The 15,998-nt window shown below is 72.8% G+C and carries 14 protein-coding genes; 9 read left to right on the top strand and 5 right to left on the bottom strand.

Annotation, left to right across the window (positions count from 1 at the left end; translation table 11 throughout):
* Positions 1 to 58: 58 nt before the first annotated feature.
* The 3 genes from AC0OLQ_RS34245 to AC0OLQ_RS34235 are packed head-to-tail and all read left to right on the top strand — an operon-like array spanning position 59 to position 3,472.
* A complete protein-coding gene (locus AC0OLQ_RS34245) occupies positions 59 to 1,744 on the top strand; it encodes an L-aspartate oxidase (protein WP_484529564.1) in 1,686 nt (561 codons plus the stop codon).
* A gap of 55 nt (positions 1,745 to 1,799) precedes the next feature.
* Positions 1,800 to 2,696, top strand: coding sequence for a carboxylating nicotinate-nucleotide diphosphorylase (nadC, locus tag AC0OLQ_RS34240; RefSeq protein WP_484529563.1), 897 nt, complete (start codon positions 1,800 to 1,802; stop codon positions 2,694 to 2,696).
* A 17-nt stretch (positions 2,697 to 2,713) separates the two neighbouring features.
* Entirely contained in the window at positions 2,714 to 3,472 is a 759-nt protein-coding gene (locus AC0OLQ_RS34235; protein ID WP_357334126.1) for a type III pantothenate kinase, read from the top strand.
* 3 nt (positions 3,473 to 3,475) lie between these two features.
* Here AC0OLQ_RS34235 and AC0OLQ_RS34230 read toward each other — a convergent pair whose 3' ends face one another.
* The gene (locus AC0OLQ_RS34230; protein WP_484529562.1) at positions 3,476 to 4,216 is read right to left on the bottom strand and encodes a class I SAM-dependent methyltransferase; all 741 of its coding nucleotides are present in this window, start codon (positions 4,214 to 4,216) and stop codon (positions 3,476 to 3,478) included.
* 38 nt (positions 4,217 to 4,254) lie between these two features.
* Positions 4,255 to 4,995, bottom strand: coding sequence for a class I SAM-dependent methyltransferase (locus AC0OLQ_RS34225; RefSeq protein WP_484529561.1), 741 nt, complete (start codon positions 4,993 to 4,995; stop codon positions 4,255 to 4,257).
* A 91-nt stretch (positions 4,996 to 5,086) separates the two neighbouring features.
* Between AC0OLQ_RS34225 and lysS the strand changes: the two genes are divergently transcribed.
* From lysS to AC0OLQ_RS34210, 3 genes are all read left to right on the top strand, one after another.
* Positions 5,087 to 6,595, top strand: coding sequence for a lysine--tRNA ligase (gene lysS, locus AC0OLQ_RS34220; RefSeq protein ID WP_484529560.1), 1,509 nt, complete (start codon positions 5,087 to 5,089; stop codon positions 6,593 to 6,595).
* Positions 6,596 to 6,707: 112 nt separating this feature from the next.
* Positions 6,708 to 7,058, top strand: coding sequence for a histone-like nucleoid-structuring protein Lsr2 (locus AC0OLQ_RS34215; RefSeq protein ID WP_357334134.1), 351 nt, complete (start codon positions 6,708 to 6,710; stop codon positions 7,056 to 7,058).
* 483 nt (positions 7,059 to 7,541) lie between these two features.
* A complete protein-coding gene (locus tag AC0OLQ_RS34210; RefSeq protein ID WP_046562693.1) occupies positions 7,542 to 10,079 on the top strand; it encodes an ATP-dependent Clp protease ATP-binding subunit in 2,538 nt (845 codons plus the stop codon).
* Between the two features lie 98 nt (positions 10,080 to 10,177).
* On the opposite strand, the gene AC0OLQ_RS34205 is transcribed toward AC0OLQ_RS34210, so the two are convergent.
* Positions 10,178 to 11,083, bottom strand: coding sequence for an HhH-GPD family protein (locus AC0OLQ_RS34205; RefSeq protein ID WP_484529559.1), 906 nt, complete (start codon positions 11,081 to 11,083; stop codon positions 10,178 to 10,180).
* A gap of 96 nt (positions 11,084 to 11,179) precedes the next feature.
* On the opposite strand from AC0OLQ_RS34205, the gene AC0OLQ_RS34200 reads away from it, so the two are divergent.
* The 3 genes from AC0OLQ_RS34200 (at position 11,180) to AC0OLQ_RS34190 (ending at position 13,134) form a co-directional block, all read left to right on the top strand.
* On the top strand, positions 11,180 to 11,692 hold the full coding sequence (locus AC0OLQ_RS34200) for a glycine cleavage system transcriptional repressor (protein ID WP_484529558.1): 513 nt from the start codon (positions 11,180 to 11,182) through the stop codon (positions 11,690 to 11,692).
* Complete coding sequence (locus AC0OLQ_RS34195; RefSeq protein WP_484529557.1) at positions 11,689 to 12,252, top strand: peptide deformylase; 564 nt, start codon at positions 11,689 to 11,691, stop codon at positions 12,250 to 12,252. Before AC0OLQ_RS34200 ends, AC0OLQ_RS34195 begins: the two co-directional genes overlap by 4 nt.
* A 129-nt stretch (positions 12,253 to 12,381) precedes the next feature.
* Positions 12,382 to 13,134 carry a hypothetical protein gene (locus tag AC0OLQ_RS34190; protein ID WP_484529556.1) on the top strand — a complete coding sequence of 251 codons (753 nt, stop codon included), beginning with the start codon at positions 12,382 to 12,384 and terminating at the stop codon, positions 13,132 to 13,134.
* Between the two features lie 6 nt (positions 13,135 to 13,140).
* Here the strand turns inward: AC0OLQ_RS34190 and disA are convergent, their stop codons facing one another.
* Together disA and radA are read right to left on the bottom strand one after the other, a co-directional pair.
* Complete coding sequence (gene disA / locus AC0OLQ_RS34185; RefSeq protein WP_091267634.1) at positions 13,141 to 14,325, bottom strand: DNA integrity scanning diadenylate cyclase DisA; 1,185 nt, start codon at positions 14,323 to 14,325, stop codon at positions 13,141 to 13,143.
* A 142-nt stretch (positions 14,326 to 14,467) separates the two neighbouring features.
* Positions 14,468 to 15,916 carry a DNA repair protein RadA gene (gene radA / locus AC0OLQ_RS34180; RefSeq protein WP_484529555.1) on the bottom strand — a complete coding sequence of 483 codons (1,449 nt, stop codon included), beginning with the start codon at positions 15,914 to 15,916 and terminating at the stop codon, positions 14,468 to 14,470.
* Positions 15,917 to 15,998: the final 82 nt, after the last annotated feature.

Genomic DNA, 15,998 nt, shown 5'->3' with positions numbered 1-15,998 from the left:
AAGCCACTCGTCCCGCCCCCGCCGCCCGGGATGAGGGGCCTTCGGGTTGACTGTGCTCATGGACCTTCCGACCGTCGACCTGCCGGCCCTGCCGAGGCTGCTCGCCGCGCCCGCCCCCGGCTGGGTGGAGACCACCGACGTGATCGTCGTCGGCTCCGGGGTCGCCGGGCTGACCGCCGCGCTGCACCTGCGCGAGGCCGGGCTGCACGTCACCGTGGTCACCAAGGTCAACATCGACGAGGGCTCGACCCGCTGGGCGCAGGGCGGCATCGCCGCGGTGCTCGACCCGGCGGACACCCCGGCCGCGCACGCGTACGACACCGAGGTGGCCGGGGTGGGCCTCTGCGACCCGGCGGCCGTCCGGGTGCTGGTCGAGGAGGGCCCGACCCGGCTGCGCGAGCTGATGCGGATCGGGGCGGAGTTCGACCGCAACCCTGACGGCTCGCTGATGCTCACCCGCGAGGGTGGCCACCGGGCCGACCGGATCGTGCACGCCGGCGGCGACGCCACCGGGGCCGAGGTGCAGCGGGCGCTGCACGCCGCGGTCCGCCGCGACCCGTGGATCCGGCTGGTCGAGCACGCCCTGGTGCTGGACCTGCTGCGCGCCCCCGGCGACGGGCCGGACGGGCTCGGCCCGGCCTGCGGGATCACCCTGCACGTGCTCGGTGAGGGCAGCGAGGACGGCGTCGGGGCCATCCTGGGCCGGGCCGTGGTGCTGGCCACCGGCGGGATGGGCCAGGTCTTCGCGGCCACCACCAACCCGGCGGTCTCCACCGGCGACGGCGTGGCGCTCGCCCTGCGGGCCGGCGCGGCGGTCACCGACCTGGAGTTCGTGCAGTTCCACCCGACCGCGCTGATGGTGCCGGCCGGTGGGCCGGGGGCCGGCCTCGCTCAGCAGCCGCTGGTCTCCGAGGCGCTGCGCGGCGAGGGCGCCCACCTGGTCGACGGCGACGGCAAGCGGTTCATGGTGGGCCAGCACGAGCTGGCCGAGCTGGCGCCCCGGGACGTGGTGGCCAAGGGCATCCACCGGGTGCTGCTGGCCACCGGCGCGGACCACGTCTGGCTGGACGCCCGCCACCTCGGCGGCGACTTCCTGGCCCGGCGCTTCCCGACCATCGTCGCCTCCTGCCTGGCCATCGGGGTGGACCCGGCCACCGACCTGATCCCGGTCGCCCCGGCCGCCCACTACGCCTCCGGCGGCGTCCGCACCGACCTGCGCGGCCGCACCTCCATCCCCGGCCTGTACGCCTGCGGCGAGGTCGCCTGCACCGGCGTGCACGGCGCCAACCGGCTGGCCAGCAACTCGCTGCTGGAGGGGCTGGTCTTCTCCCGCCGGATCGCCGAGGACATCGCCGCCGGGCTGCCCGAGCAGGCGAAGCCGGCGGAGACCGGCGCCTGGGTGGGCGGCCAGGGCTGGCTGGTGCCGGCGGAGGCCACGCCCGTCCTGCAACGGGCGATGACCCGGGGCGCGGGCGTGCTCCGGTCGGCGCCGACCCTCGCCGGGACCGCCGCCACCCTCACCGAGCTGGGCCAGGCCCGGGGCGTGCCGCGGACCGCCGACTGGGAGGCGACGAACCTGATCACCGTGGCGTCGACCCTGGTCGCCGCCGCGTACGCCCGCCGGGAGACCCGGGGCTGCCACTGGCGGGAGGACTTCCCGACGGCCGATGAGCGGTGGCGCGGCCACCTCGTGGCCGCCGTCGGGGCGGAGGGTTTTCTGACCGAGCGCTGGGAGGCACAGTGAGCGCGAGGAGTGAGCCGGTCTTGCGAGCCCCGCAGTCGCGAACGAAGGAGTCACAGTGAGGGAGTCGACGGAGCGGGCGCTGCGGGCCGGTGGCCTGGACCCGGAGCGGGTCCGACGGGTGGTCGTCGACGCGCTCACCGAGGACCTGGGCGCGGACTTCCTCGACGTCACCAGCGTCGCCACCATCCCGGACGCGCAGAACGACACCGCCGACCTGGTCGCCCGCGCCGACGGCGTGGTGGCCGGGCTGCCGGTGGCCGCGGCCGTGTTCGAGCTGGTCGGAGAGGTGACCGGCGCGGACCGTACCGTCGAGGTGTCGCTGGTTGCCCACGACGGTCAGCGGGTGGCGCGCGGCGACGTGCTGGCCACGGTGACCGGCCCGACCCGGCTGCTGCTCACCGCCGAGCGGACGGCGCTGAACCTGCTCTCCCGGATGTCCGGGGTGGCCACCCACACCCGGGCGTGGGCCGACGCGCTGGCCGGCACCAAGGCGATGGTGCTGGACACCCGCAAGACCACTCCCGGCCTGCGGGCCCTGGAGAAGTACGCGGTCCGCGCCGGCGGCGGCACCAACAAGCGGATGGGCCTGCACGACGTCGCCATGATCAAGGACAACCACAAAATCGCCGCGGGCGGGGTCGCGGCCGCCTTCCGCCGGGTGCGGGAGGCGTTCCCGGACGTGCCGGTGCAGGTCGAGGTGGACACCCTGGTGGAGGCGGTGGAGGCGGTCGAGGCCGGCGCCGGCTTCCTGCTGCTGGACAACATGACCCCGGCGCAGCTGCGTGAGGTGGTCGCCTCAGTGGGCGACCGGGCGGAGCTGGAGGCGACCGGCGGGCTCACCCTGCCGGTGGCCGCCGAGTACGGGGCGACCGGCGTCGACTTCCTCTCCGTCGGCGCGCTGACCCACTCCTCGCCGATCCTGGACATCGCCCTGGATCTGCGCGAGGAATGACCGTCTAGGCTGCCGCTGTGCTGCTCTGCATCGACATCGGGAACACCAACACCGTGCTGGCGACCTTCGACGGCGACAAGCTGGTGCACAACTGGCGGATCAAGACCGATGCCCGCTCCACCGCGGACGAGCTGGGTCTGATGTTCCGGGGCCTGCTGGCCGGGGACGCCGTGGAGATCACCGGGGTGGCGGCCTGCTCGACAGTGCCGGCCGCGCTGCGCTCGCTGCGCACCATGCTGGCCCGCTACTACGCCGACCTGCCCAGCGTGATCGTCGAGCCCGGCGTGCGCACCGGCGTGCAGCTCGCCATCGACAACCCCAAGGAGGTCGGCGCGGACCGGGTGGTGAACACCCTGGCCGCCTACACCCTCTACGGTGGGCCGTCGATCGTGGTGGACTTCGGCACCACCACCAACTTCGACGTGATCAGCGACCGGGGCGAGTTCCTCGGTGGCGCGTTCGCGCCGGGCATCGAGATCTCCTTCGACGCGCTCGCCGCCCGCGCCGCCCAACTGCGCAAGGTGGAGGCCACCCGGCCCCGTTCGGTGATCGGCAAGAACACCGTCGAGTGCCTCCAGGCCGGCCTCTACTTCGGCTTCGCCGGCCAGGTGGACCGGATCGTCGAGCGGATGATCGAGGAACTGGGCGAGGTGCGGGCGGTCATCGCCACCGGCGGCCTGGCCTCGCTGGTGCTCAGCGAGTGCCGCACCATCACCCACCACGAGCCGATGATCACCCTGATCGGCCTGCGGATGGTCTACGAGCGCAACAACTGAGCCTCAGCGCCGCCGGGAGCGCAGGACGAGGGTGCGGTAGGGCAGCTCGACCGTCGCCCGGCCGGCCAGGTCGGGGTGGGTGGCGAACAGCTCCCGCAGCGCCCGGTCGACCCGTTCCCGCTCGGCCGGCGTGGCGGTCAGCCAGTAGGACCGGGTGTGCAGCATGGCGGCCACCTCGTCGGGCGTGAGGGTGGTGGTGTGGGTGAACTCGCCCAGCTCGACCGGCAGGAAGGCGGGGCCGAAGTCGGCGTACTTCTCCACCACGCTGCCGGCGTTGTCGCCGAGGTGGGCGACCCGGCCCAGCTCCGCCACCCAGTCCACGCCCTCGTCCCGGGTGTTCCAGATCGGGGCGAACGTGCCGCCCGGGCGCAGCACCCGGGCGATCTCGGCGTGTGCGGGCTCCCGGTCGAACCAGTGGTAGGCCTGGCCGACCAGCACGGCGTCCGCCGCCCCGTCCGGCAGCGGCGCGGCCTCGGCGCTGCCGGCCAGCGCCGTCGTGCCCGGGGTGGCGGCAGCCAGTTGCGCCCGCATGCCCGGATCCGGCTCCACGGGTACGACCTCGTGACCGAGGGCGAGCACGCCGCGGGTGAGGATGCCGGTGCCCGCGCCGAGGTCCACCACCCGGGCCGGGGCGGCCAGCCCGTCCAGCGCCCAGCGCAGCGCCGCCTCGGGATAGCGGGGGCGGAACCGGTCGTACTCGGCGGCGGCGGCGCCGAAGGAGAGTGCCTGGGTCACGTCGGCCATGGGCCGAGGCTAGTGCGGCGGCCGGCCGCGCGGAGGGCTCAGTGGCGCCGCGCCCGGGCGACCAGGGTGCGGTAGGGGAGGTCCAGGCTGCGCCGGCCGGCCAGGTCGGGGTGGGTGGCGAGGAGATCGCGCAGCTCCGCGTCGACCTCACGGCGTCGGTCCGGGCCGGCGGTCAGGTAGTGCGAGCGGGTGCGCACCATCCCGAGCAGCTCGTCCGGGGCCAGCGGGGTGGCGTGGTCGAACACGGCCCACTCGGGCGCCGCGAACCGGGGGCCGAAGCCGGTCACGGTCTCGCGCAGGTGGTCGACCGTTTCCCCGATCTCGGCGATCCGGCTCAGCTCGGTCACCCAGCCGACCCGGTCGTCCCGGAGGTTCCAGATCGCCGCGAAGATGCCACCGGCCCGCAGCACCCGGGCGATCTCCGGGTGCGCCCGCTCCCGGTCGAACCAGTGGTACGCCTGGCCGACCAGCACCGCGTCCGCGTACCCGTCGGGCAGCGGGACCGACTCGGCGCTGCCGGCCCGGGCGGCGACGCCCGGCGTGGCTGCCTCGAACTGGGCCCGCATCCCCGGGTCGGGCTCGACGGCGGTCACCTCGTGGCCGAGGGCGAGCAGGCCGCGGCTGACGATCCCGGTGCCGGCGCCCAGGTCGACGACCCGGGCGGGCCGGCTGAGGTCGTCGAGCGCCCACCGCAGCGCCGCCTCGGGATAGCGGGGCCGGTACCGGTCGTAGTCGGCGGCGGCCGTGCCGAACGAGAGGGCCTCAGTGGGGTCGGTCATGGCGGGCAGGTTATCCCGTAACGACCCGGCGGGCCCTTGAGTACGCTCGGGGCCTGACCCCGCCCGAATTCTCCGTCTGAGGAAGCGTGCCGTGACCGAGCAGAACGCCCTGCCAGTAGACCCCGCCGACGACCTTCCGGAGCAGATGAAGGTCCGCCGGGAGAAGCGGGACCGGATGCTCGCCGAGGGCGTCGAGCCGTACCCCGTGGGCTTCCCGCGGACCAGCACGCTGGCGAAGATCCGCGAGCGGTACGCCGATCTGCCCATCGACACGGCCACCGGCGACCGGGTCTCGGTCACCGGCCGCGTGATCTTCGTGCGCAACACCGGCAAGCTCTGCTTCGCCACGCTGCGGGACGGCGACGGCACCGAACTCCAGGCGATGCTCTCCCTGGACCGGGTCGGCGCGGAGCGGCTGGACGACTGGAAGCGGCTGGTCGATCTCGGCGACCACGTCGGGGTGACCGGTGAGGTGATCACCAGCCGGCGCGGCGAGCTGTCGGTGCTGGTCGAGGAGTGGGCGGTCACCGCCAAGGCGCTGCGCCCGCTGCCCGTGGCGCACAAGCCGTTGAGCGAGGAGGCCCGGGTCCGCCAGCGCTACGTGGACCTGGTGGTGCGACCGCAGGCCCGGCAGATGGTGCGCACCCGGGCCACCGCGGTGCGCAGCCTCCGGGACACCCTGCACGGGCAGGACTTCATCGAGGTCGAGACCCCGATGCTCCAGCTGCTGCACGGCGGCGCGGCGGCCCGCCCATTCGTGACCCACAGCAATGCGCTGAACACCGATCTGTATCTGCGAATCGCGCCGGAACTGTTTCTCAAGCGTGCGGTCGTCGGTGGCGTCGACCGGGTCTTCGAGATCAACCGCAACTTCCGGAATGAGGGCATCGACTCCTCGCACTCGCCCGAGTTCGCGATGCTCGAGACCTACCAGGCGTACGGCGACTACAACACGATGGCCGAGCTGACCCGAAATCTCGTGCAGCAGGCGGCCCTCGCGGTCGCCGGCTCGACGGTGGTAACCCACGCCGACGGCCGCGAGTTCGATCTGGGCGGCGAGTGGCGCTCGGTCTCGCTGTTCGGTGTCCTTTCCGAAGCGCTCGGTGAGGAGGTCACCGTCCGCACCGAAAGGTCACGCCTGGTCGAGTACGCCGACAAGGTCGGTCTCTCCGTCGACCCGAAGTGGGGCCCGGGCAAGCTGGCCGAGGAGCTTTTCGAGGAGCTGGTGGTCCCGTCGCTGCAGGCGCCCACCTTCGTTTGCGACTACCCGGAGGAGACCAGCCCGCTGACCCGGGCCCACCGCAGCGAGCCGGGCCTGGCCGAGAAGTGGGACCTCTACGTGCTCGGTTTCGAGCTGGGCACCGCGTACTCCGAGCTGGTCGACCCGGTGGTTCAGCGGGAGCGGCTGGTGGCCCAGGCGCAGCTCGCGGCCCGGGGCGACGACGAGGCCATGCGGCTGGACGAGGACTTTCTCCGGGCGATGGAGTACGGAATGCCGCCGGCCGGTGGTATGGGAATGGGAATCGACCGGCTCTTGATGGCGCTGACCGGCCTGGGAATTCGGGAAACCATCCTGTTCCCGTTGGTCCGGCCGGAGTAGCGCAGAAGCTTCTCCGGGTCGTTACCGCATCCCATTGACGGAGGAAGCAGCGGCCGGGTTATTGTGCTCCTGTATTGCAGGATCGCAACCCTGCTCGAAAGGAATGTGGGACGTGGCCAAGCAGATCATTCACAAGCTGGTCGATGACCTGGACGGCGGGGACGCTGACGAGACCGTCAAGTTCGCGCTCGACGGTGTGCAGTACGAGATCGACCTCTCGGCTTCCAACGCTGAAAAATTGCGTGACGTATTCGCGCAGTACATCGCGCACGGGACGAAGGTCGGCCGCGGCGGTGTGGTCGTGGGTGGCCGGGCCGCGCGCGGGCGCGGCGGCGCGACCGCCGACCGCGAGCAGAACAAGGCCATCCGGGCCTGGGCCAGGAAGGCCGGCAAGGACATCTCCGACCGGGGGCGCATCCCGCAGGAGATCGTGGACGAGTACCACGCGAAGGCGGGGCACTGACCCCGACGACCCCCGCAGCGGGCGACACGACGCCGGACCGGAGTGCCACTCCGGGCCGGCGTCGGCGTTTCCGCCCGGCTGCGCCGTCTGTCCGGTCCGCGCCGGCTGCGCCGCGGGGTCTCCGCGACTCGGGAAGAAACGGGCCTCCGGGGCAGTTGTCCACAGGCGGTGGAGATGCTGTCCACAGGTTGTGGAAGACCGCGGCCGGGCGCCACGCCCCCGCCCCGAGCCCCTCGACCGGGCTTTTCCACCGGCGGTCGAATTTCGCTCTGCGCGTACAGGCTGGGGTACCGGAACACCTCCTGAGCGTGGACGGTTGTCAGAAACGACGCGTGAACGGCCATTCGCGGGGACACACGACCTCAGCGGAGTCGGTCCGCGGCGATAGAGTAAGGAGGCACGGACGCCCGTCCCGGACGTCCGCGCACCGGCCCCGCCGAGATCTGACCATCAAGGCGCACGGCACGTGAGGAGCACGAGGGCATGTTCGAGCGGTTCACCGACCGAGCGCGACGGGTTGTCGTCCTGGCCCAAGAAGAGGCCCGGATGCTCAACCACAACTACATCGGTACGGAGCACATCCTGCTGGGCCTGATCCACGAGGGTGAGGGTGTCGCGGCAAAGGCCCTGGAGAGCCTCGGCATCTCCCTCGAGGGCGTCCGTCAGCAGGTCGAGGAGATCATCGGCCAGGGCCAGCAGGCGCCGAGCGGGCACATCCCGTTCACGCCGCGGGCCAAGAAGGTGCTGGAGCTGTCGCTGCGCGAGGCGCTGCAGCTCGGCCACAACTACATCGGCACGGAGCACATCCTGCTCGGCCTGATCCGTGAGGGCGAGGGCGTCGCCGCCCAGGTGCTGGTCAAGCTCGGCGCCGACCTCAACCGGGTCCGCCAGCAGGTGATCCAGCTGCTCTCCGGCTACCAGGGCAAGGAGCCGGCCGCGGCGGGCGCCGCGCCGGGCGAGGCCGCGCCGTCGACCAGCCTCGTGCTGGACCAGTTCGGCCGCAACCTGACCCAGGCCGCCCGCGAGGGCAAGCTCGACCCGGTCATCGGGCGCGAGAAGGAAATCGAGCGGGTCATGCAGGTGCTGTCCCGCCGCACCAAGAACAACCCGGTCCTGATCGGTGAGCCCGGCGTCGGCAAGACCGCCGTGGTGGAGGGGCTGTCCCAGAAGATCATCAAGGGCGAGGTGCCCGAGACGCTGAAGGACAAGCAGCTCTACACCCTCGACCTCGGTGCCCTGGTCGCCGGTTCCCGCTACCGCGGTGACTTCGAGGAGCGCCTCAAGAAGGTGCTCAAGGAGATCCGCACCCGCGGCGACATCATCCTGTTCATCGACGAGATCCACACCCTGGTGGGTGCGGGTGCCGCCGAGGGCGCGATCGACGCCGCCAGCATCCTCAAGCCGATGCTGGCCCGTGGCGAGCTGCAGACCATCGGCGCCACCACCCTGGATGAATACCGCAAGCACCTGGAGAAGGACGCCGCTCTCGAGCGCCGCTTCCAGCCGATCCAGGTGGGTGAGCCCTCGCTGGCCCACACCATCGAGATCCTCAAGGGCCTGCGGGACCGCTACGAGGCGCACCACCGGGTGAGCATCACCGACGCGGCTCTCGTCGCGGCGGCCACCCTGGCCGACCGCTACATCTCCGACCGCTTCCTGCCGGACAAGGCGATCGACCTGATCGACGAGGCCGGCGCCCGGATGCGCATCCGCCGGATGACCGCGCCGCCAGACCTGCGTGACTTCGACGAGCGGATCGCCCAGGTCCGCCGCGACAAGGAGTCCGCGATCGACGCGCAGGACTTCGAGCGCGCTGCCCAGCTCCGCGACAAGGAGAAGCAGCTCCTCGGGCAGAAGGCCCAGCGGGAGAAGGAGTGGAAGGCCGGTGACCTGGACGTCGTCAGCGAGGTCGACGACGAGCAGATCGCCGAGGTGCTCGGCAACTGGACCGGCATCCCGGTCTACAAGCTGACCGAGGAGGAGACCTCGCGCCTGCTGCGCATGGAGGACGAGCTGCACAAGCGCGTCATCGGCCAGGAGGACGCGGTCAAGGCGGTCTCGAAGGCGATCCGGCGTACCCGGGCGGGCCTGAAGGACCCGAAGCGCCCGTCCGGCTCGTTCATCTTCGCCGGCCCGTCCGGTGTCGGTAAGACCGAGCTCTCCAAGGCGCTCGCCGAGTTCCTGTTCGGCAGCGAGGACGCCCTCATCCAGCTGGACATGTCCGAGTTCCACGACCGGTACACGGTGTCCCGGCTGGTGGGTGCCCCTCCCGGCTACGTCGGCTACGACGAGGGCGGGCAGCTGACCGAGAAGGTGCGTCGTCGGCCGTTCTCGGTGGTCCTCTTCGACGAGATCGAGAAGGCCCACCCGGACGTGTTCAACACGCTCCTCCAGATCCTGGAGGACGGGCGGCTCACCGACGGCCAGGGTCGGATCGTGGACTTCAAGAACACGGTCATCATCCTGACCACCAACCTCGGCACGCGGGACGTCGCCAAGGCGGTGTCGCTGGGCTTCCAGGCCTCTGAGGACTCCGAGTCGAACTACGACCGGATGAAGCAGAAGGTCAACGACGAGCTCAAGCAGCACTTCCGGCCCGAGTTCCTCAACCGGATCGACGACACCATCGTCTTCCACCAGCTGCGCGAGAACGAGATCCTCCAGATCGTGGACATCATGATCGCCCGGATCGAGACGCAGCTGAGGAACAAGGACATGGGCCTGGAGCTGACCGACAACGCCAAGAAGTACCTGGCGAAGAAGGGTTTCGACCCGGTGCTGGGCGCGCGGCCGCTGCGTCGCACGATCCAGCGCGACATCGAGGACAACCTGTCCGAGCGGATCCTCTTCAACGAGCTGACCCCGGGTCAGATCGTGGTGGTGGACTGCGAGGGCGACCCCGACAACATCGACAAGTCCAAGCTCGTCTTCCGGGGCGCCGACCGGCCGGTGGCCGTGCCGGACGCGGTCCCGGCGGACCTCGGCGGCACCGCCGCCACGGGCGCGGACGACGCCGCGTAAGTTCGGGCAACTGATCGAGGGCGACGGCCCCGGTAGGCGAAAGCCACCGGGGCCGTCGCCTTTTCTCGTGCCGAGCCGGCCGGGACCGGGCTGGTGGGTCAGGGGCGGGGGAGGGGGACCGGAGGGCCGTCGCCGATGAGCCGGAAGGCCTCCTCGCCGACCGGCTCGACCAGGCCGTCGGTGACCAGCCCGGCCAGCGCCCGGGCCCGCTGCACGTCGTCGTGCCAGACCTGGTCGAGCCGCTGGTGCGGCACCGGCCCGGGGGCGTCGCGGAGCACCGCGAGGAGCAGACCGCGTACCTGCCGGTCGGTGCCGGCGTAGCGCTGGGGGCGGCGGGTCGGGCCGGCCGGGGCCTGCTGGCCGGAGGCGCGCCACGCGCAGAGCGACTCGACGGGGCACACCGCGCAGCGCGGGGCGCGGGCGGTGCAGACCACCGCCCCGAGTTCCATGAACGCCGCGCTGGCCAGCGCGGCCGCGGCGGGCTCGACCGGCAGCAGTTCCTCGGTGGCGACCAGGTCGGCGGGGCGGGTGGCCGGTCCGGCGTCGGGCTCGCCGGCGATCGCCCGGCACACCACCCGCCGGACGTTGGTGTCGACCACGGGGTGCCGCTGCCCGTACGCGAAGGCCGCCACCGCCCGGGCCGTGTAGGTGCCGACGCCGGGCAGCGCCAGCAGTTGGTCGAGCCGCTCCGGCACCGCGCCGCCGTGCCGTTCCACGATGGCCACCGCGCAGTCGCGCAGGCGTACCGCCCGGCGGGGGTAGCCGAGGCGGCCCCACATCCGGATCGCCTCGGCGGGGGTGTCGTCGGCCAGCGCGGCCGGGGTCGGCCAGCGGGCCAGCCACGCCTCCCAGGCGGGCAGCACCCGGACCACCGGGGTCTGCTGGAGCATGACCTCGCTGACCAGGATCGCCCAGGCACCGATTCCCGGCTCGCGCCACGGCAGGTCGCGGGCGTTGCGTTCGTACCACCGGCTGACCTGGGTGGCGAAAGTGGGCTCAGACATCGCGCCGCCGATGATGTCACGGGCGGCTTTCCCGCAGGTTGGGCGGGCCGGGCGGGCCGTCGCGGCGGACCGGCGGCGACCGGGCAGAATGTCCGGATGAACGAGCTCGCGATCACCGTCATCGGCCGGGACCGGCCGGGCATCGTGGCCGACGTCGCCGAGGTCCTCGCGCGGCTCGGCGCGAACCTCACCGACTCGACGATGACCCGGTTGCGGGGACACTTCGCGATGACCTTGATCTGCGTGGGCCCGGCCGCCGCCGACGTCGAGGCCGCGCTGGCCCCGCTCGCCGCCGAGGGGCATCTGCTGGCGACCGTACGCGCGGTCACCCCCGACGGGCAGACCGCGCCGGCCGGCGAGCCGTACGTGATGGCGGTGCACGGCGCGGACCGGATGGGCATCGTCGCGGCGATGACCCGGGTGCTGACCGACGCGGGCGGCAACGTGACCGACCTGAGCACCCGGCTGACCGGTTCGCTCTATGTGGTGGTCGCCGAGGTCGAGTTGCCGCCGGGCAGCGCCGACGAGGTGGCGGGCCGGCTCGCCCGTACCGCCGGGGAGCTGGGCGTCGGGGTAAGCCTCCGCCCGGCGGACACGGACCTGCTGTGACGGCGGAGGAGTACGCCGGCCTAAGCGGCTGGACCCCGGAGAAGCTCGGCCTGGCCGGCGAGGTACGCCCGGTGGTGGCCGCGCCCGACCCGGTGCTCAGCCGGCCCGGGCCCGCAGTCGACCCGACCTCGGCCGAGGTGGTCCAGCTCGCCGCCGACCTGGTCGCCACCATGCGGGTGTCGCCGGGCTGCGTGGGTCTGGCCGCGCCGCAGGTCGGGGTGAGCGCCCAGGTGTTCGCCGTGGACGTGACCGGGCACCCGAAGGCGGTCACCGTGCACGGAACCTTCGTGCTTTGCAACGCCGCCGTGGTGGAGGCGAGCCGCTGGAAGGCCGGGCGGGAGGGCTGCATGTCGGTGCCCGACCTGACCGGTGACGTGAAGCGGGCCAGCCGCCTCGTGGTCGAGGCCGTGCTGCCGGGCAGCGGTGACCCGGTGCGGCTGGTGACCGACGGGTTCGAGGCCCGGGCGCTCCAGCACGAGATCGACCACTGCGCCGGCCTGCTCTTCCTCGACCGGGTGGCCGGTGCGCACGCCGTCTACCAGCGCAAGGTCTACCTCTGACCGGCGGTGGCCGGATGGCCCCGTTCGGTGACCCGAGATGTCCATTGTGGGCGGCGGTGGAGCGGGGCGAAGGCTTCCCGGCGCGTCGCACCGGCGGGCCGGGCGTCGCGCCGTTACGGTGAACGCATCATGCGTCTGACGGTCGGCCCTCTGCCTCCCAACGTGTACTGGCGGCGTCGCGCCGTGGTACTCGGAGCCGGGCTGCTCTTCCTGATTGTCCTGCTCTATTCGTGCACCGGCACCGAGCGCAACAACGGCGCGCCCACCAGCGGTGCGTCCCCGAGCGGCACGGCGGCCCCGGGGCCGACCGGCTCCCTGCTGACCCCACAGTCCACCAGCCCGTCGCCCACCGCGGGCGACTCGGGTGCCGGCAGCGGCACGGGTGACGGCAGCGGTACGAGCGACGGCGGCGGCACGGGGACAGACAACGGCGGTGGCACCGGCACGAACGACGGTGGTGCGCCGGCCGCCCCGGTGGCCGACGACGGCACCTGCACCGACTCGGAGCTCCAGGTGATGCCGGTGGCGTTGCCGGCCACCGCGCAGCGGGGCACGACGGTCACCCTGCGGCTCAAGGTCAAGAACATCTCGGGGCGTACGTGCAGCCGGGATGTCGGGGCCGACTTGCAGGAGCTCTACATCAAGGCCGGCGCGAACCGGATCTGGTCCTCGGACACCTGCGGCACCGGCAAGGGCTCCGACGTGCAGTCGTTCACGCCGAACTTCGAGCGCTCCTACGAGCTGGGCTGGAACGGCAAGCTGGACAACAGCTGCGCCAACGGCGTGGCCAACGGGAAGTACGCCCCGATCGGCACCTACCAGGTCTTCGCCCGGGTGGGCACCAAGCTCAGCGAGCCGGTTAAGTTGACCATCACGGGCTGACCACGGTCAGACGTAGCGCTCCAGGATGGACGCCTCGGCGAGCCGGGACAACCCCTCGCGGACGCCCCGGGCGCGGGCGTCGCCCACCCCCTCGACCGCCTGAAGGTCCTCCACGGTCGCGCCGAGCAGGCGCTGGAGGCTGCCGAAGTGCACCACCAGCCGGTCGACCACGGCCGCGGGGAGCCGCGGCACCTTGGCCAGCAGGCGGAAGCCGCGCGGGCTGACCGCGGCGTCGAGCGCGTCGGAGGCGGACGGGTAGCCGATCGCCTTGGCCACCGCGACCAGGTCGATCAGCTCGGTGGCGCTGAGCAGGTCCAGCTCGACCAGGGCCTCGTCGAGGGTGCGCGACTTCCGGCCGACCGGCAGGTAGTCCCGGATGACCAGGGTGCGGTCGGCGTCCACGCCGGCCATCAGCTCGTCGAGCTGGAGGGCGAGCAGCCGGCCGTCGGTGCCCAGCTCGACCACGTAGCCGGCGATCTCGTCGGCGATCCGGCGGACCATCTCCAGCCGCTGCACCACGGCCACCGCGTCGCGGACCGTGACCAGGTCCTCGATCTCCAGGGCGGAGAGCGTGCCGGAGACCTCGTCCAGCCGGAGCTTGTAGCGCTCGAGGGTGGCCAGGGCCTGGTTGGCCCGGGAGAGGATGGCGGCCGAGTCGTCCAGCACGTGCCGCTGGCCGTTGACGTAGAGGCTGATGATCCGCATGGACTGGCTGACCGAGATCACCGGGTAGCCGGTCTGCCGCGCCACCCGCTCGGCGGTGCGGTGCCGGGTGCCGGACTCCTCGGTGGGGATCGACGGGTCGGGCATCAGGTGCACCGCGGCCCGGACGATCCGGGTGCCGTCGCTGGAGAGCACCACAGCGCCGTCCATCTTGCACAGCTCGCGGACCCGGGTCGCGGAGAACTCGACGTCGAGCGGGAAGCCGCCGGTGCAGATCTGCTCGACGATCTTGTCGTAGCCGAGCACGATCAGTGCGCCGGTGCGGCCGCGCAGGATCCGCTCCAGGCCGTCGCGCAACGCGGTGCCCGGCGCCATGAGGGCGAGGTTGGCCCGCAGCGGGTCGCCGCCGGCTCCGCCGACGCTTCCGGTGACGCTCACGCTGATGGCACGGGCGGGGGAGCCCACGGCGCCGGTGCGGGCGTGCGGCGTCGTCGCGGCGGGCTTGGTGGCATCGCGGTCGATCGGCACGGGCACAGTCTACGGACTGCGGTGCGGTGGGTGCTCTCGTGGTTACTGTGATGTGTCACGATGTCCGGCTCCCCCGGTCGCCGACCCGCTGCGACGGGTGTCCGAAATCGCCCGGCCGGTCCCACCGCACGCGTACGGACCGTCACTCGGCCGACGCGCGCGCGGCAGCTTGGAGGGCCGCCCGGACATCGGTGACCTCCATCACGCGCATGTTCTCGGGGGCCACTCCGCTGCTGCCCGGGCCGCAACCGGGCGGCACCAGGGCCAGCCGGAAGCCGAGCCGGGCCGCCTCGGCCAGCCGGCGGGGGACCGCCCCGACCTGGCGCACCTCGCCGGTGAGCCCGACCTCGCCGATGGCCACCAGGTGCGGGTTGAGGGCCAGGTTGAGCCCGCCGGAGGCGACCGCCAGGGCCACGGCCAGGTCGGCCGCCGGCTCGACCACCCGGATGCCGCCCACGGTGGCGGCGAAGACCTCCCGGTCGTGCAGGGTCAGCCGCTCGGTGCGCCGCTGGAGCACCGCGAGCACCATGGCGAGCCGGGCGCTGTCCAGCCCGGAGACCGTGCGCCGGGGGGAGCCGGCGACCGTGGCGCCGATCAGCGCCTGCACCTCGGTGACCAGTGCGCGCCGCCCCTCCATGGCCACCGTGACGCAGGTGCCCGGCACCGGCTCGGAGTAGCGGGTCAGGAAGAGACCGGACGGGTCGGCCAGGCTGCTGATGCCTCCCTCGTGCATCTCGAAGCAGCCCACCTCGTCGGCCGCGCCGAACCGGTTCTTGACGCCGCGGACCATGCGCAGCGAGGAGTGCTTGTCGCCCTCGAAGTGCAGCACCACGTCGACCAGGTGCTCCAGCACCCGGGGGCCGGCGACCTGGCCGTCCTTGGTGACGTGCCCGACCAGCACGGTGGCGATGCCGCGCTCCTTGGCGACCGCGACCAGCGCTGCGGTGACCGCCCGGACCTGGGTGACCCCGCCCGGCACGCCCTCGGTGCCGGTGGTGGAGATGGTCTGCACCGAGTCGAGCACCAGCAGGCCCGGCTTGACCGCGTCGAGGTGGCCGAGCACCGCCGACAGGTCGCTCTCGGCGGCCAGGTAGAGCTGCTCGTGCAGGGTGCCCATCCGCTCGGCGCGCAGCCGCACCTGGCTGACCGACTCCTCACCGCTGACCACCAGCGAGGGGCTGCCCGCGTTGGTTGCCCACTGCTGGGCGACGTCGAGCAGCAGGGTGGACTTGCCGACCCCGGGCTCGCCCGCGAGCAGCACGACCGCGCCGGGGACCAGGCCGCCGCCGAGCACCCGGTCGAGCTCGCTGACCCCGGTGGGCCGGGCGCGGGCGGGCGCGGCGCTGATGGTGGCGATCGGGCGGGCCGGCTCGGCGGGCATCCGGGAACTGACCACCCGGCCGGAGACCAGCGGGCCGCTCACCGTGCACTCGACCACCGAGCCCCACTCGCCGCACTCCGGGCAGCGCCCGACCCACTTGGGGGGCTGATGGCCGCAGGCGTCGCACTCGTAGGCCGGGCGCGGCTCACGGGCGGCGGCGCGGCCGCGGCCGGCGCTGGCCCGGGGCGAGGTCGATCGGGGCGAGGTCACCCCAGGACGCTAACCGGACGGTACGACGAAAGCCCACCCGGAAACGGCGACACCGCCGGCGTGGCGCGGGCCACACCGGCGG

The sequence above is a fragment of the Micromonospora sp. Utrum1 genome (assembly GCF_057197805.1).
The sequence above is the reverse complement of the archived record's forward strand: the minus strand, read 5'-3'. Positions and strand labels throughout refer to the sequence as shown.